This window comes from Streptomyces sp. NPDC052020 (assembly GCF_040680575.1).
Classification (GTDB): domain Bacteria; phylum Actinomycetota; class Actinomycetes; order Streptomycetales; family Streptomycetaceae; genus Streptomyces.
On record NZ_JBFAWY010000003.1, the window covers coordinates 1 to 14,744 of the forward strand.

At 76.9% G+C, this 14,744-nt stretch carries 10 protein-coding genes and 2 pseudogenes; 9 read left to right on the plus strand and 3 right to left on the minus strand.

The genetic code is table 11. The annotated features are described in order from the left end of the window. Positions 1-118 precede the first annotated feature (118 nt). Both AB0L74_RS03335 and AB0L74_RS03340 read right to left on the minus strand, forming a co-directional pair. Entirely contained in the window at positions 119-889 is a 771-nt protein-coding gene (locus AB0L74_RS03335; protein WP_365645089.1) for a hypothetical protein, read from the minus strand. A gap of 275 nt (positions 890-1,164) precedes the next feature. Continuing rightward, positions 1,165-1,403 (minus strand): annotated as a pseudogene (locus tag AB0L74_RS03340) (chaplin). A gap of 302 nt (positions 1,404-1,705) precedes the next feature. On the opposite strand from AB0L74_RS03340, the gene AB0L74_RS03345 reads away from it, so the two are divergent. The 8 genes and pseudogenes from AB0L74_RS03345 to AB0L74_RS03380 all read left to right on the plus strand — a co-directional run bounded on the left by AB0L74_RS03345 (position 1,706) and on the right by AB0L74_RS03380 (position 11,640). Continuing rightward, complete coding sequence (locus tag AB0L74_RS03345; protein WP_365645091.1) at positions 1,706-2,905, plus strand: glycosyltransferase; 1,200 nt, start codon at positions 1,706-1,708, stop codon at positions 2,903-2,905. Next, entirely contained in the window at positions 2,902-4,362 is a 1,461-nt protein-coding gene (locus tag AB0L74_RS03350) for an exopolysaccharide biosynthesis polyprenyl glycosylphosphotransferase (protein WP_365645093.1), read from the plus strand. Before AB0L74_RS03345 ends, AB0L74_RS03350 begins: the two co-directional genes overlap by 4 nt. A 74-nt stretch (positions 4,363-4,436) precedes the next feature. Continuing rightward, a pseudogene (locus AB0L74_RS03355) lies at positions 4,437-5,678 on the plus strand (O-antigen ligase family protein); the annotation flags it as partial. Positions 5,679-5,980: 302 nt separating this feature from the next. After that, positions 5,981-7,648: a lipid II flippase MurJ gene (locus AB0L74_RS03360; RefSeq protein ID WP_365645095.1), complete on the plus strand. Its 1,668-nt coding sequence runs from the start codon at positions 5,981-5,983 to the stop codon at positions 7,646-7,648. A 196-nt stretch (positions 7,649-7,844) separates the two neighbouring features. Next, the gene (locus AB0L74_RS03365; protein WP_365645532.1) at positions 7,845-8,534 is read left to right on the plus strand and encodes a polysaccharide deacetylase family protein; all 690 of its coding nucleotides are present in this window, start codon (positions 7,845-7,847) and stop codon (positions 8,532-8,534) included. Between the two features lie 12 nt (positions 8,535-8,546). Further along, positions 8,547-9,701, plus strand: a complete 1,155-nt coding sequence (locus AB0L74_RS03370; protein ID WP_365645097.1) for a glycosyltransferase — start codon at positions 8,547-8,549, stop codon at positions 9,699-9,701. Next, complete coding sequence (locus tag AB0L74_RS03375) at positions 9,698-10,501, plus strand: lipopolysaccharide biosynthesis protein (RefSeq protein WP_365645099.1); 804 nt, start codon at positions 9,698-9,700, stop codon at positions 10,499-10,501. Before AB0L74_RS03370 ends, AB0L74_RS03375 begins: the two co-directional genes overlap by 4 nt. Beyond that, the gene (locus tag AB0L74_RS03380; protein WP_365645101.1) at positions 10,498-11,640 is read left to right on the plus strand and encodes a GNAT family N-acetyltransferase; all 1,143 of its coding nucleotides are present in this window, start codon (positions 10,498-10,500) and stop codon (positions 11,638-11,640) included. The genes AB0L74_RS03375 and AB0L74_RS03380 overlap by 4 nt, the downstream gene beginning before the upstream one ends. A gap of 23 nt (positions 11,641-11,663) precedes the next feature. Here the strand turns inward: AB0L74_RS03380 and AB0L74_RS03385 are convergent, their stop codons facing one another. Next, positions 11,664-13,148, minus strand: coding sequence for a glycosyl hydrolase (locus tag AB0L74_RS03385; protein ID WP_365645103.1), 1,485 nt, complete (start codon positions 13,146-13,148; stop codon positions 11,664-11,666). A gap of 217 nt (positions 13,149-13,365) precedes the next feature. Between AB0L74_RS03385 and AB0L74_RS03390 the strand changes: the two genes are divergently transcribed. Continuing rightward, the gene (locus AB0L74_RS03390) at positions 13,366-14,727 is read left to right on the plus strand and encodes an ATP-grasp domain-containing protein (protein ID WP_365645105.1); all 1,362 of its coding nucleotides are present in this window, start codon (positions 13,366-13,368) and stop codon (positions 14,725-14,727) included. The last annotated feature ends 17 nt before the right edge of the window (positions 14,728-14,744 follow it).

A 14,744-nucleotide genomic window follows, 5' to 3' on the forward strand; every position in this document is an offset into this window, starting at 1 on the left:
CCGCACGGGGATGAAGCCGGGGGCGAAGAAGGTGCACAGGCGCAGCAGGTCGACCGATTCGGGGACGGTCTCGCCCCGCCCGGATAGGCGGGTGCGACGGCCCGTCGGGCCGGGTCCGTCAGGAGGGGTTCACCGGTGTGTTCACCGGGGTGTCGGCCGGGGTCTTCACCGGCGTCGTGCCGTTCGGGGCGGCGGGCAGCGGCGGCAGTCCGGCCAGGTTGGGAGCGGGCAGCCCGCCGCCGAGCAGCGTGGCCGCGACCACGTTGACGACGTCGGTCACCACACCGGTGGCCGCCGGGCGCACCTGCTCGGGCTGGGCGGCCGTACTGGCCCCGAGCAGGGTCTCGACCGACTTCCGCAGCGAGTCCAGCGCCACCCCGAGGAGACCGGTCGACGCCGTAGCGGACTCGCCCGCGGCGGGAGTGACCGGGGCCGGCAGCGTGGTGGCCGGCTCCTCATCGCTCGGCTGGGCCACTGCCGGGGGCTGGAGCGCCACCGGCGGCTGGGCCGGCATGCCGATACCGGGGACCGTGGCGCCGGGCGTGGTCGTGCCCGGCGCGATCGGCGTGCCCGTCGCCTGGGCCTTGGCGAGCGCGTCCTCCACGGCCTTGGCGAGCCGGTCCGCCTGCTCCGCGCTGAGACGGCCGTCGTCGGCCTTGAGTACGGCGCCGAGCAGGTCGGTGACCGGCGTCACCACGCCGCCCAGGCCGGTGAGCGCCTGAACCTGGGCGTTGAGCGCGTCGGCGTCGGGCAGGGGCGCCCGGGACGCCGCGCCGGCGCGCTCCCGGGCCGAGTCGCCGTCGGCCGCCATCGCCGCCGGCCCGGTGACCCCGAGCAGGAGAGTGGCGCAGAACGCGGAGGTGGCGATTGGCCGTACGGGCAGACGCATGAGGGGTTCCTTTCGGTGGTGTGCAGGGTCGTACTGCCACCGTGAGAGCCACCCTCGCGCTCTGCAACCGATCCCTCGCGCGGCGTGGTCGCCCGGTCGTCACCGCGACGCGTCCCTACCTGCTCAGACGGTATGGCGGAGCCGCGCGCCGGGCCGCTCTCGCCACCCCCCGTTCGGGGCAACGGGCGGCCTGCGAGCGGCCCCCGCACCCGCCCGCGGGCCGCCCCGCCCACAGGGGAACCTCCGGCCGGCCGGGCGGGGGCGGGGAGCGCGGATCAGGCGGTGGGGCACTTGTTGCCGAACGACGGGTTCAGCAGACCGATGAAGTCCACCGTGTCGCCGCAGATGTTCACCGGGGCGTACACCGGGACCTGCACGACGTCGCCGGTCAGTTCCCCGCGGAGTCCGCGGCGGTCGCCTGCGCGCCGACGTCGGCGGCCGCGACGTCGGCGGTGCCCGTCACCGCTCCGGCGACGAAAGAAGTCAGGACCAGGCCCTTCGCGATACGCGACATGGAGAGGTGCTCCTCGGCTTTGACGACCATCTGGGCGAACGCCCGGCGCACTGTCAACGCGGGGCGTCCACACGAGTTGCGCCGCCATCGGGGTGACGCCGCGCGGCACGCTTGTCACCCGATCCGAGACACTCATCCGGTTTCGCGGTATTAGTCCCCTCTTGGGGACTAGGGTTGCTCACCGTCCGACGCACCCCCGGTGCCGGCATTGCCATCACCGTGCCGGCGTATCGCACTCGGGCGGCCACCCTCGGCGCGTTCCCGCCCGTACCGAGCACCATCCGTGAGCGAGGAAACCGCGCATGCACCAGCCCGCGACCGACCCTGCGCCGCGAGTCCTTCACCTCACCCAGCCCGTGGACGGCGGGGTCGCCCGGGTCGTGGCGGATCTGGCGCGGGCGCAGCTCGCCGCCGGGCTGGGCGTCACGGTCGCCTGCCCCGACGGCTCCCTGGCCGCCGTACTGCGCTCGCTGGGCGCGGACGTACGGCTGTGGCGCGCGGCGCGCTCGCCGGGCCCGTCGCTCGGCGACGAGGTGCGGCGGCTCGCGCGGATCGTCGAGGACGTACGGCCCGACCTGGTGCACGCGCACAGCGCGAAGGCGGGACTCGCCGGGCGGCTCGTCGTCCGGGCGCGGATCCCGACCGTGTTCCAGCCGCACGCCTGGTCGTTCGAGGCGGTCGGCGGGGCCACCGCCGCCCTGGCGCTCGGCTGGGAGCGGTGGGCGGCGCGCTGGGCCTCGCGGGTGGTGTGCGTCAGCGAGGCGGAGCGGCGCCGGGGCGTGTCGGCGGGGATCCGCGGGCGGTGGGCGGTGGTGCCGAACGGCATCGACCCGGACCGCTTCCGGCCCGGCCTCGGCGTACGGCCGGCGCTGCTCGCGGGCCTCGGTCCGCGGGCCCGGCTCGTGGTCTGCGTGGGGCGGCTGTGCCGGCAGAAGGGGCAGGACGTCCTGATCGCCGCCTGGGACCGGATCGCCGAGCGGGTCCCGGACGCCCGGCTGGTGCTGGTCGGGGACGGGCCGGACCGGTCGCGGCTGCGGGCGCTCGCCCCGCCGTCCGTGCGGTTCGCGGGGGCCGTCGCCGACGCCGTCCCCTGGTACCGGGCCGCCGACCTGGTCGTACTGCCCTCGCGCTGGGAGGGCATAGCGCTCGCCCCGCTGGAGGCCATGGCGTGCGGGCGGCCCGTGGTGCTGACCGACGTGGACGGCGCCCGGGAGGTGCTGCCGCCCGCGCTCGCGCCGCACTGCCTGGTGCCGCCCGCGGACCCGGCGGCGCTGGCGGGCGCCGTCACCACGCTGCTGCTCGACCCGGCGCTGCGCGCCTCGGCGGCCCGTCAGGGGCGAGCCCACGTCCTGTCCGTCCACGACGTACGGCGCACGGCCGAGGCCGTCGCGGCCGTGTACGGCGAACTCCTCGGCGGCGGGCCGGGCGCGGCTGGCCCGCCCGCCGTCGCCAGCGAGTACTCCGCCGTCCCCACCGAGTACAGGGAGTCCATCAAGTCGTGACCGCGGAAAGCACCGTCCCCTCTCCCGCGGGGCAACCGCGGGACCTGGGGCTCTCCCCCCTCCGGGTCCTGCCGCCGCGCACGCGCCGGGCCGGGTTCCCGCTGCCCGCCCGGCGCCCCGCGGCGCGGCCGGCCTCCCCGCTGCCGCTGCTCGCCGCGGACGGCACGGCGGCCCTGCTGGGCGCGCTGGCGCCCACCGGTGTCGCGGACCGCCCGCTGCTCGCGGTCCCGCTGGTGACGGTGACGCTGCTGCTGCGCCCTCGCGGACTTCCCCGGGTGCCGGCCGGCGTCCTGGACGAAGTGCCCGCCGTCTGCGGCCGGATCGCCGTCGCCTGGCTCGCGCTGGCCGCGCTGGTGGCGGCGTACGCCCCGCACCACGCGCTGTCCGCCCGCGGCCTGCTGCTCGGCTTCACCGTGCAGGCGGCGGCGAGCTGCGCGGGCCGCGGCGCGGTGCACTGGCGGCGCCGCGCGGCGCTGCGCAGCCGCCCGCACGCCGCGCTCGTCGTGGGGCCGGCCGGGGTGGCGCAGCGCGTGGCCGCGGCGGTGCTGCGCCACCCGCGCTGCGGGGTGCGCCCGGTGGGTGTCGTGGCCGGGGGGCTGTTCCCGTCCTCCCCGCTCGGCGGGCCGGGCAGGGGCGCCGCGACGCTGCCGGTCCTGGACACGGAGGAGGAGGTGCGGCGGGCGGTCGTCCAGAACGGGGTGCGGGAGGTACTGGTAGTGCATCCCTCGGAACGGACGCGGCGGGCGCCGCTGCTGCGGGCGCTCGCCGAGTCCGGCTGCGCGGTCTGGGAGCTCGACCCGCGGTCCCCGTCGTCCGGGAGCCGCGACGCGATCGCCGGGTTCTCCCGCCGGCGGCTGGAGCCGGGGGCCGGGCGGCCGGGCGGCACCCCCGGCAAGCGGGTGCTGGACGTGGTGGTGTCCGGGGTGCTGCTGCTGACGGTCAGTCCGCTGCTGCTGGTGTGCGCGGTGGTGCTGCGGGTCAGCGACGGTCCGGGGGTGGTGTTCCGGCAGGTGCGTGTGGGCCAGGGAGGAAAGACGTTCACCCTGCTGAAGTTCCGCACCCACCGGCCGGTGAGCGAGCACGAGTCGGCGACCCGGTGGACGGTGGCGGACGAGCGGCGGATGCCGTGGTTCTGCCGCTTCCTGCGCCGCACCTCGCTGGACGAGCTGCTCCAGCTGTGGAACGTGTTCCGGGGCGACATGAGCCTGGTCGGGCCGCGCCCCGAACGCCCGTATTTCGTCACCAAGTTCAGCGAGACCTATCCCGGTTACGCGGCCCGGCACCGGATGCCGGCCGGCATCACCGGGCTCGCCCAGATCCACGGGTTGCGCGGGGACACCTCCATCGAGGACCGGGCCCGGTTCGACAACGCCTACATCGACAACTGGTCGCTGTGGCAGGACGTCTGCATCCTGCTGCGCACGGCCGCCACGCTCGTGCGCCCCACCGGAAGCTGACCGCGGTGAGCCACGCGCTGACCCCGCACCGGCACCCGTACCGGCGCCCGTACTCGTCCCTTCACCGGCCCTGCGTGCGGACGCTGCCGCCCGTGCTGGCCGTGGCCGCCGTGATCGCCCTGCTCGCGGTGCCGCCCGCGCCGGGCGGGGCGGGCGGGGCGCATCCGGTCGACGCGGCCTCCGCGCTGGTCGTGGTGTACTGCGCGGCCCGGCTGGTACGGGACCGGCGGCGCCCCCTGTCCCGTACGGCGGCCGTGGTGCTCGCCCTGCCCGTGGCCGGGATCGCCCTGGCCGCCGTGGAGGCGCCGTCCCCCGGCGCCGGGCTCACCGGGCTGGTCCGCTACCTCCAGATCTTCGTGCTGTTCCCGGCGGCCGTCGCCCTGCTGGTGCGCGAGCGGCGCGACGCACGGCTGCTCGCCTGGTCGCTGGTGGGGCTGGCGCTGTGGCAGGGAGCGGTCGGCGCGCACCAGTACGCCACCGCGACCGGCGCCTCCTACCAGGGGGAGCCGATCCGGGCGGTGGGCACGTTCGGGGCGCAGGACGTGATGGGGATGGCGACGGTCGTCGCCCTGGGGCTGGTGGCGGCGCTCGGCCTCGCGCTGGGCCGCACGCCGGTGGGGCAGCGGGTCGTGGCCGCCGGATGCGCGGTGGCGCTGCTGCCGCCGCTCGCGGTCTCCTTCAGCCGGGGGGCGTGGATCGCCACGGCGGTGGCGTGCGCGGCACAGCTGCTGCTGGCCGGGGCGCGGCGGGCGCTGGGCGTGGCGGCGGGCGTCACCGCGGCCGGGATCGTGCTGGTGGGCGGGCTGGGGGTCGGCACGGCGATGCTCCACGAGCGTCTCGACAGCATCACCCGGGTCGCCGACGCCCCCGACCAGTCGGTCACCGACCGGTACGCCATGTGGGCGGCGGCCGGCGACATGTGGCGCGAGCGGCCGCTGACCGGCGTCGGGCTCAAGGGTTTCCCCGAGCACCGGGACGCGCACGCCTCCCTCGCGCTGTCCTCGGGCAGTGACACGGAGGGCGCGGGCGCGGCCTTCCGCCGGCAGCCGCTGCTGTCGCCGCACAACATGTACCTGCTCGTCCTCGCCGAACAGGGCCTGACCGGGCTGCTCGCGCTCACCGGGAGCTGGCTCGCCCTGCTGGTGCGCGGGGTGCGGAAGGTCAGGCTCCGCGGCGCCGCCGCGCGGGACTGCGGGCTGGTCGCGTGCGGGCTGCTGGTGTGGCAGCTGACCAACTTCGCGTACGCCGACATCGGCGGGCCGTCGACCGTGCTGACCGCCGTGTGCCTCGGGCTGGCGGCCTGGTGGGGCGTCGGGGGCGGCCGTGGCGGGGGCGCCTCGGGACCGGTCGCGGGCGGCGGGGCGGGCGCCGCGACCGGGCCCGGCGCGGGCAACGGGGGGAGCCCGGCCACGGGAGCCGGTGCGGACGGAGGGGACAGAGCCTCGACGGGGCTCGGGGCGGGCGGCGCGGCGGAGGTGCTGGCGGGGGCGGTCGCGGGCGGCGCGCGGGGAACGATGACGGAGGCGATCGCGGGCGGCGCGGCGGGAACGGTCGCGGGCGGCCGGGAGGGTGCCGGGGCCGGGACGGCCGGGGGCGGTCCGTGGGAGGCGCCGGCGCGATGAAGGTGACGCCTCCCCGGGCCGGCGACGCGGCGGCGGTGCCGGCCGCCCGGACCGCGGCCGCGCCGGACGCCGCCGGTACCGAACAGGCCGGCGGCTCCCGGCGCTTCCTGGCCCGCGCGGCCCTGCTCACCGCCGCGCTGTCGGTCGCCGCGTCCGTCCTGGGCCTGGCCCGGGACCAGGCGCTGGCCCGGCTGTTCGGGGCGGGGAGCGAGACGGACGCGTTCCTGGTGGCGTGGACGGTGCCCGAGTTCGCCGCCACGCTGCTGATCGAGGACGGGCTGGCCTTCGCGCTGATCCCGATGTTCAGCCTGGCCCTGTCCCGCCGCGCGCGGGGCGCCCCGGGCGACCCGGTCCGCACCCTGGTCACCACCACCCTGCCCCGGCTGGCGTTCGCCTTCGCCACGGTCGCCGCGCTGGCCGTGGTCTTCGCGCCCCAGCTCGTCCGGGCCCTCGCCCCCGGGCTGCCCGGCCACGCCCTCGCGGTGGAGTGCACCCGGCTCACCGCGACCTGCGTGCTGAGCTTCGGCCTGGCCGGGTACTGCTCCGCCGCGCTGCGGGCCCACCGCCGGTTCCTGGCACCGGCGGCCATCTACGTCGCCTACAACACCGGCATCATCACCGCGATGTTCACCCTCGGCGGCCGCCTGGGCGTGCGGTCGGCGGCGGTGGGCGTCGCGGCGGGCGGCTGCCTGATGGCGGCGGCCCAGCTACCGTCGCTGCTGCGGCGGCTGCGGCGGGACGACGCCGGGCGGCCGGAGGCGGCGGACGACGGGGCGTGCCCGCCGGCCCTCGCCCTGTTCGCCACCGTGCTGCTCTTCGCGCTGTGCCGGCAGTCCCAGGTGCTCATCGAGCGGTTCCTCGCCGCCGGGCTGCCCGCCGGTGCCATCTCGCACCTCAACTACGCGCAGAAGGTCGCCCAGATCCCGATGACGCTGTCGCTGATGCTGTGCACGGTCACCTTCCCGGTGGTGGCGCGGGCCCTGGCCGACGGCGACACCGCGCGGGCCCGCGCCCGGGTGGAGCGGGACGTGGCCCTGGCCGCGTGCGTGGTCCTGCTGGGCGCGGCCGTGGTCGTGGCCTGCGCGCCGCAGATCGTCGGACTGCTCTTCCAGCGGGGCGCGTTCACCGCCTCGGACACCGCGGCGACCGCCGGCGTCATGCGCGTGTACGCCCTGGGACTGCTCGGCCAGACCGTGGTCGGCGCGCTGGCCCGCTCGTACTTCTCGGCGGGCCGGGCCAGCTGGTACCCGCTCGGCGCGATGGCCGTCGGCATCGCGGCCACCGCCGGGATCGGCGCGTGCACGGCCGGCTCCTGGGGCGTGACGGGCATCGCCGCGGCCAACGCGGCCGGCATCACCGTGACCGCCGCGCTGCTGCTGGCCGGGATGGGTGAGCGGAGCGTCCCCATCCGCGTCCGGCGCGTCCTGGCCGGGCTGGGCGGTCCGGCGGGGGCGGCCGCGGTCGCCACCGCGGCGGGGGCGCTGGCCGCGGGCCGGTGCGGCTCGCCCGCCCTGGGTCTCCTCGCCGGTGCCGTGACCGTCACGGCCGTCTTCGTCCTGCTCGGCCGGGCCCTGGGCGTCCAGGGCGTCGCGACCGCTCTCGGTTCCGTCCGTTCCGTCGTCTCCCGAAGGCTCCCGCATGACTGTTTCCACCGATCCCGCTGACTCGACCGATCCCGCTGGCCGCACGGGCCCCGTGAGCCGCGCGGCCGCCGCGGACGCCCCGCGCCCCGCGGACGCCGCGCCCGCCCACGTCGCGTACCCGGCGCCCGCGGGCCCCGCGAGCCGCGCCGGCACGCTCCCGCGCCCCCGGTCCGGCGCCCGCGCGGGCCGCCGCCCCGCTCCCGTGCCCTGGGTGGCGATGTACCACTCCGTCGGCGACCGCTCCGACGACCCGTACCGGATCACGGTCACCCCCGGCCGGCTGGACGCGCAGCTCGGCTGGCTGCGGCGGCGCGGGCTGCGCGGGGTGTCCCTGGGCGAGCTGCTCGCCGCGCGCGCCCGGGGCGAGGGCCGGGACCTGGTCGGGCTGACCTTCGACGACGGGTACGCCGACTTCACCGAGCACGCGCTGCCGGTGCTGCGGCGCCGGGGATGCGGGGCCACCCTGTTCGTCCTGCCGGGCCGGCTCGGCGGCGTCAACGCCTGGGATCCCCTGGGCCCGCGCAAGCCGCTGCTGACCGCCGACGGCATCCGGCAGGCCGCCGCCGAGGGCGTGGAGATCGGGTCGCACGGACTGACCCACGTGGACCTGACGAAGGCGGACGACGCCACCCTGCGCGCCGAGGTCGCCGACAGCAGAGCGCTGCTCACCGAGCTGACCGGCGCGCCGGTCGCCGGCTTCTGCTACCCGTACGGCACGGTCGACCGGCGGGCCGCCGACGCCGTACGGGACGCCGGATACGCCTACGGCTGCGCCATCGACCCGGGCCCGCTGACCGGACCGTACGCCCTGCCGCGGGTGCACGTCGGGGAGCGGGACACGGCGGTGCGGCTGCTGCTGAAGACGCGGCTGCACCGGCTGCGCCGGCGCGCGGCCGAGGGGATCTGAGGTGGGGGCCGCGTGAAAGTCCTGCACGTCATCACCGGCCTCGGCGTCGGCGGCGCCGAGCAGCAGCTGCGGCTGCTGCTGCGTCACCTCCCGGCGCGGTGCGAGGTCGTGACCCTCACCAACCCCGGCCCGGTCGCCGACGGCCTCGTCAGCGACGGGGTGCCGGTCGTCCACCTCGGCATGACCGGCAACCGCGACCTGTCCGCGCTGCCGCGCCTGGCCCGTCTCATCCGCTCCGGCGGCTACGACGTCGTGCACACCCACCTCTACCGCGCCTGCCTCTACGGCCGTCTCGCCGCGCGCCTGGCCGGTGTCCGCGCGATCGTCGCCACCGAGCACTCCCTGGGCGAGACGCAGATGGAAGGGCGCCGTCTGACCGCGGGGGTGCGTGCCCTGTACCTGGCCGGGGAGCGTCTGGGCCGCACCACGGTCGCCGTCTCCCCCACCGTCGCCGCCCGGCTGCGGCGCTGGGGCGTGCCCGCCTCCCGCATCGAGGTCGTCCCCAACGGCATCGACCTGGACCTCTTCCGCTTCGACCCGGTCCGGCGGCACCGCACCCGGCGCCGGCTGGGGCTGCCCTACGACGCGTTCGTCGTCGGCGGCATCGGCCGGCTCATCTCCGGCAAGCGGTTCGACGTCCTCGTCCGTGCCCTGGCCCGCCTGCCCGGCGACTGCTGGCTGCTGCTCGTCGGCGGCGGCCCGGACGAACACGTGCTGCGGCGCGAGGCCCGCGAGGCCGGGGTCTCCGACCGGGTGCTGCTCACCGGCGAGCGCCCCGGCCTCCCCGACGGCTCCCCGGGCCTCGATCTGCCGTCGCTGGCCTGCGCGATGGACGTGCTCGCCTCGCCGTCTCCCGAGGAGGCGTTCGGGCTGGCCGCGGTGGAGGGCCTGGCGTCCGGGCTGCCGGTGCTGTACGCCTCCTGCCCGGCGCTGGAGGACCTGCCCCCGCACACCGCGCCCGCCGCCCGGCGCGTCCACGGCGGTGACGAGGAGTTCGCCCGCGCCCTGGCCGAGGTCCGCGCGGGAGGTCCCGGCCCGCGCACGGCCCCGGAGGCCGCCCGCCACTACCGCATCACCCGCAGCGCCGCCCGGCTGATGGACGTGTACGCCACCGCCCTGGCGCAGCACTCGTTGTCCCCGGCATCCCAGGGAGCCAGCTCCGCATGACCGAGAACGTGACCGACAACAGGAACGGGCCCCGGGCCGGAGACGGGAGCGAGGGCGGGACGGGCGACCGGACCGACGCCAGGACCGGGGGCAGGGCCGGCGACGGCGTCCCGGTGGCCGCCTCCGCCGCACCCGCCGCACCCGCCGCACCCGCCGGGGGCCGCCGGGCCGGTGCCCTCCGGCCGCACACCCGCGCCCGGGCCCTGCCGCCCTGGTCGCTCCTCGCCACCGGTGCCCTCGTCGGCGGCCTGCTCGGCGGCGGCTACGGCCTGGTCAGGACACCGGCCTACACGGCGACGAGTTACGTCGTCGCCGTACCGGCGCGGGACTCCGACCCGGCGTCCGCGCTGGGCTTCGCGCAGGCCTACGGCCGGGTCGCCACCCAGCTGGCGGTGCTCGCCGACGCCCAGGTGTGGGCGGGTGTACCGGCCGCGACACTGAGGAAGAGCGTGCGGACGTCGACCTCGCCGGACGCGCCGATGGTCGCGGTCACCGCCACCTCCCACCGGCCCGATCTGGCCGCCGACATGGCCAACGCCGTCTCCACGGCGCTGACCCGGCACGCGGGCAACGCCTCCGGCTCCACCCATGTCACCCTCCGCCTCTTCGCCCGCGCCACCCAGCCCACCGAGCCGTCCTCGGCCTCGGCCCCCCTCACCGGGCTGGTCGGCGCGAGCGCGGGCGGCCTGCTCGGCGGACTCATGCTGCTGGTCCGGCCGCGCCGGCCCGCGGGGCCGCCCGCCCGGCCGGCCGCCGTACCCGCGCCCGCGCCCGCCGCCGACGTCCGCGGGCAGCTGTGACGTACCCGGCGTACACCACCGAGCTGGTCACCGACGAACGCGCCTTCGCCGCGCTGGCACCCGAGTGGTCCCGGCTGTACCGGCGGTGCGCGACGGCGACCCCGTTCCAGAGCCACGCCTGGCTGCACTCGTGGTGGCTGTCGTACGGCCGTCGCGGCCGGCTGCGGCTGCTGCTGGTCCGGGAGGGCGGCGAACTGGCCGCCGCGGCGCCCCTGATGCGCGTGGTGCGCCCGCTGCCGGCGCTGGTGCCGCTCGGCGGGTCCCTCTCCGACTACGGGGACGTGCTGGTGGACGACGAGCGCGGGGACGCGGCCGTGGCCGCGCTCACCGAGGGCCTGTCCGCCGCCGCCCGCACCGCCCTGGTCGACCTGCGGGAGGTCCGGCCCGGCGGCGCGGCCGAACGCGTCTACGACCGCTGGCGCGGGCCGCGGCGCCGGGTGGACGACTCGCTGTGCCTGGAGCTGCCCGCCGTACCGGTGGCCGAGCTGGCCGCCCGGCTGCCCTCGGCGAAGGCGCAGCAGCGGGTCCGCGCCAAGCTGCGCAGACTGAACACCCTCGGGGTCAAGAGCCGGGTCGTCCTGCCGGAGGAGGTGGAGGCGGCCCTGGGGCGGCTGCTGGAGCTGCACCGGTCGCAGTGGCAGGGGCGCAAGGTGACGGGTGAGCACCTCAGACCGCGCTTCCGCGAGCATCTGGTGCGGGCGGTGGGGCCGATGGTGCGCTCGGGGGACGCGGTGGTCACCGAGTTCCGGCTGGCCGACGAGGTGGTGGCCGTGGACGTCACCCTGCTGTCGCCGGCCCTCGCGGGCGGCTATCTCTACGGCGCCCATCCCCGGCTGCGCGAGTGCAAGGCGGACGTGGCGGTGATGCTGCTGGACGCCTGCACCGGGCACATCGCGGGCGGGGACCGGGCGGGCGGCACGCTGAGCCTGCTGCGCGGCGACGAGCCGTACAAGCACCACTGGCGTCCGCAGCCGGTGGTGAACCAGCGGCTGCTGCTGGCCCGGCGGCGCACGGCGCCGCTGCTGTCGGCGGCGGCCGGCGGCGACGCGGCGCGGCGGCGGGGCAAGGAGCTGCTGCGGCGGTGGCGGGGCAAGGAGCTGCTGCGGCGGTGGCGGGAGCGCGGGGGCGGCGGGCCGTGAGGGGGCCCGCCGCCGCCCGGGGGTCACCGCTTGCCCGACCACCAGCCGAATCGGACGCACGGCTTGCCGCCGAGCCAGCGCTCGACCCAGCCGCCCAGGTTCAGCGGCGAGCAGCCGGCCGGGGGCTGGGCCGGCTGCGCCGGGGGGTGGGCCGGGACCGGGCCGGGAACGAAAGCCGGGGGCGCGCCGGGCGCGCCGGACGCGCCGGTGCGGCCGGAGAGGACGGCCCGGTAGGCCTCGGCGGACCGGGGGTTCTCGGCGCACTGCCACACACCGTGCGGGCAGTAGTCCGTCAGTGTGTGGTAAAGGGGTTTGTGCTCGTCCATCCAGGCGAGCATTCCCTTCACGTAGGCGGCGTTGTCACCGTTGCGGAAGAGTCCCCATTCAGGGTAGGAAATGGGCTTGCCGTGGGCTTTGGCGAACTCGACGTGCGCCCGGAGTCCGTAGGGCTCTCTCACCTGTTCGTCGAAGGGCATGCCGCGCGGCTGGTCGTACGCGTCCATGCCGATGATGTCGACGGTGTCGTCCCCCGGATAACACTCCGTCCACGGAATGGCGTCCCGGCCGCGGCTCGGCGTGAAGTCGAACCGGAATCTCTGGCCCGGCACCGAACGCATGGTGGTGACGATCCTGTTCCAGTACGCCTTCCAGGCCGCCGGGTCCGGCCCGCAGCGATGGGTGTACGTGATGCCGTTCATCTCCCAGCCGAGCACGATCACCGTGTCGGCGGCGTTCAGCCGGACCAGCCGCTCGCCGAGAGCCCGGAAGTGGTGATCGAACCACCCTGCCGCGCCCTCGCGCAGCAGCCGGCGCACCTCGTCGTCCGGGACCCCCTCCTCGTTGCGCTCCAGCATCGGCACGTTGAGGACGAACATCCGGTCGGCCTTCTCGTTCCGCCAGCGGGCCCACACGTCGAGGAAGCCGGGGGCGCCCGCGATGTTGCTCCAGCGGTCGCCCGGGAGATAGGTGTGGCCGACGCGCAGCTCGGCACCGCCCAGCCAGTGGCTGAGCCGGGCCATCCGCTCCACACCGGGCGAGCCGTAGTGGAGGTAGGCGCCGAAGGCGGGGGCCCGGTCTTCCGGCTCCTTGGGGTCTCTGGGGTCCTTCGGCTCCTTGGGGTCTCTGGGGTCCTTCGGCTCCTTCGGGTCCCTGGGCTCCTCGGGGTCTCTGGGATCTCTGGGATCTCTGGGATCCTTCGGCTCCTTGGGGTCGGTCACGGCCGGCGGGACCTGCGTGACCTGCGGGGCCTGTGTGACCTGGACCAGCGGGACCAGGGGCATCGCGGGGACGGCGGGCGCCCCGGGGACCGGATCCGCCGCGGGCGCGACCACGGCCGGGCCGGGCGGGGGCACGGGTGCCGCCGGGGCCGGGACGAGCGGCGCGGCGGCTCGGGCCGGACCCGCGCCCGCTGCGAATCCCGGGCCCGCGGCCAGTACGGCCGACGCCGCGACGAACGCCGCGACGAACGCCAGCCGGCCGGACCGGGCCCGTGGCTGCTGTGGGGACATGCGGCTCCTCTTCCCGTTCTCGTACTGCCGAATTCGTCTACGTATCCCGGCGGATTCCGGCGCCTTTCGCCGCCATCCTCGGGAAACCCTTCTCTTTCTTCTTGATTGACACTCAGTCATATGAAAGGCAATCACGCCACCGTCGCTACGGCTTTCGGGTGTTCCGGTCGCCCGCACCGGTGACCCGGCACCCGTCCGACCCTAAGGAATAAATCCCGTGTCGCTGTTTGACACCCGTGTCCCCGCCGTACTGCTGCGGATCGACCGGAACCCCTTTCACCACGGAACGCTGGGTGCCGTGCGCTCGCTCGGCCGGGCGGGAGTGGCGGTGCACGTGGTCGCCGACTGCGCGAAAAGCCCCGTGGGCGCCTCCCGTTTCGTACGGCACACGCACACGCCTCCCCCGCCCGGGGCGTCCCCGGACGAGATCGCGGAGGTGCTGCGCCGGGTCGCCGCCCGGATCGCGCGGCCCGCCGTCCTGGTCCCGATGGACGACGCGAGCGCCATCGCCGTGGCACGGATGCGCGCGGAGCTGGCGCCCGCCTATCTGCTGCCCGCCGTGCCGGGCACGCTGCCCGGCCGGGTCGCCGACAAGGCGGAGCTGGCCGGTGTGTGCGCCGCCCTGGACGTTCCGCACCCGGTGACGGTGGTGCCGGACAGCCCCGCGGAGGCCGCCGCGGCCGCCTGCCGGCTCGGGCTGCCGGTGGTGGCGAAGTGGAGCCGGCCCTGGCTGCTGCCCCCGGGCAGCGGGCTGCGCAGCACGGTGCTGGTGCGCTCGGCGCGGGAGGCGCGGGAGTTGTACTCGCGGACCGGTGAGGCGGGCTGCCGGCTGCTGCTGCAAGCGTTCCTGCCACCGGGCACGGACCTCGACTGGTTCGCCCACGGGTACACCGACCGCACCGGTGCCGTGCGCGCGGGCGGCTGCGGCCGCAAGACGCGGGCCCGGCCGCGCGGCGCCGGTCTGACGGCGGCCGGCCGCTGGACGCCCGACGCCCGGGTGCAGGCCCTCACCGAGCGGATCGCCGGTGCGCTGGGCTACCGGGGCATCTTCGACCTGGACTTCCGCCGCTGCGGCTCGACGGGGCGCTACCACCTGCTGGACTTCAATCCGCGCCCGGGCGCCCAGTTCCGGCTCTTCACCGACAGCTCCGGCCTGGACGTCGTACGCGCCCTCCACCTGGATCTGACGCACCGGCCGCTGCCCGAGGGCGTGCCGCTGCCGGGGCGGGTGTTCGTGGTGGAGAACTACGCGCCGCTGACCGCCCTGCGGCCGGCGCCCGCAGGGCGGGAACTCGCCTGGCACGCGCGCGACGACCGGCTGCCCGGCCGGGCGCTGTGGGCGCTGTGGGGCCGCCACGCGGCGGGGCGGCTGGTACGGCGGCCGCGGCGCGGGGGGCACGCGGAGGCGGTGCCCTGCCGGGCGGGGGGCAGCGTGGTGCCGCGGGCGGTGACGGCGCCCTCCGTGCCCGGGCAGGCCGAACCGGTCGAGGCCCTCGGGCCGATGGAGGCGATCGGGCCGATGGAGGCGATCGGGCCGGTCGAGCAGGTCGAGCCGGTCGATCTGACGGGCAGTCGCTGAGCGGCGGCCTGTCGCGG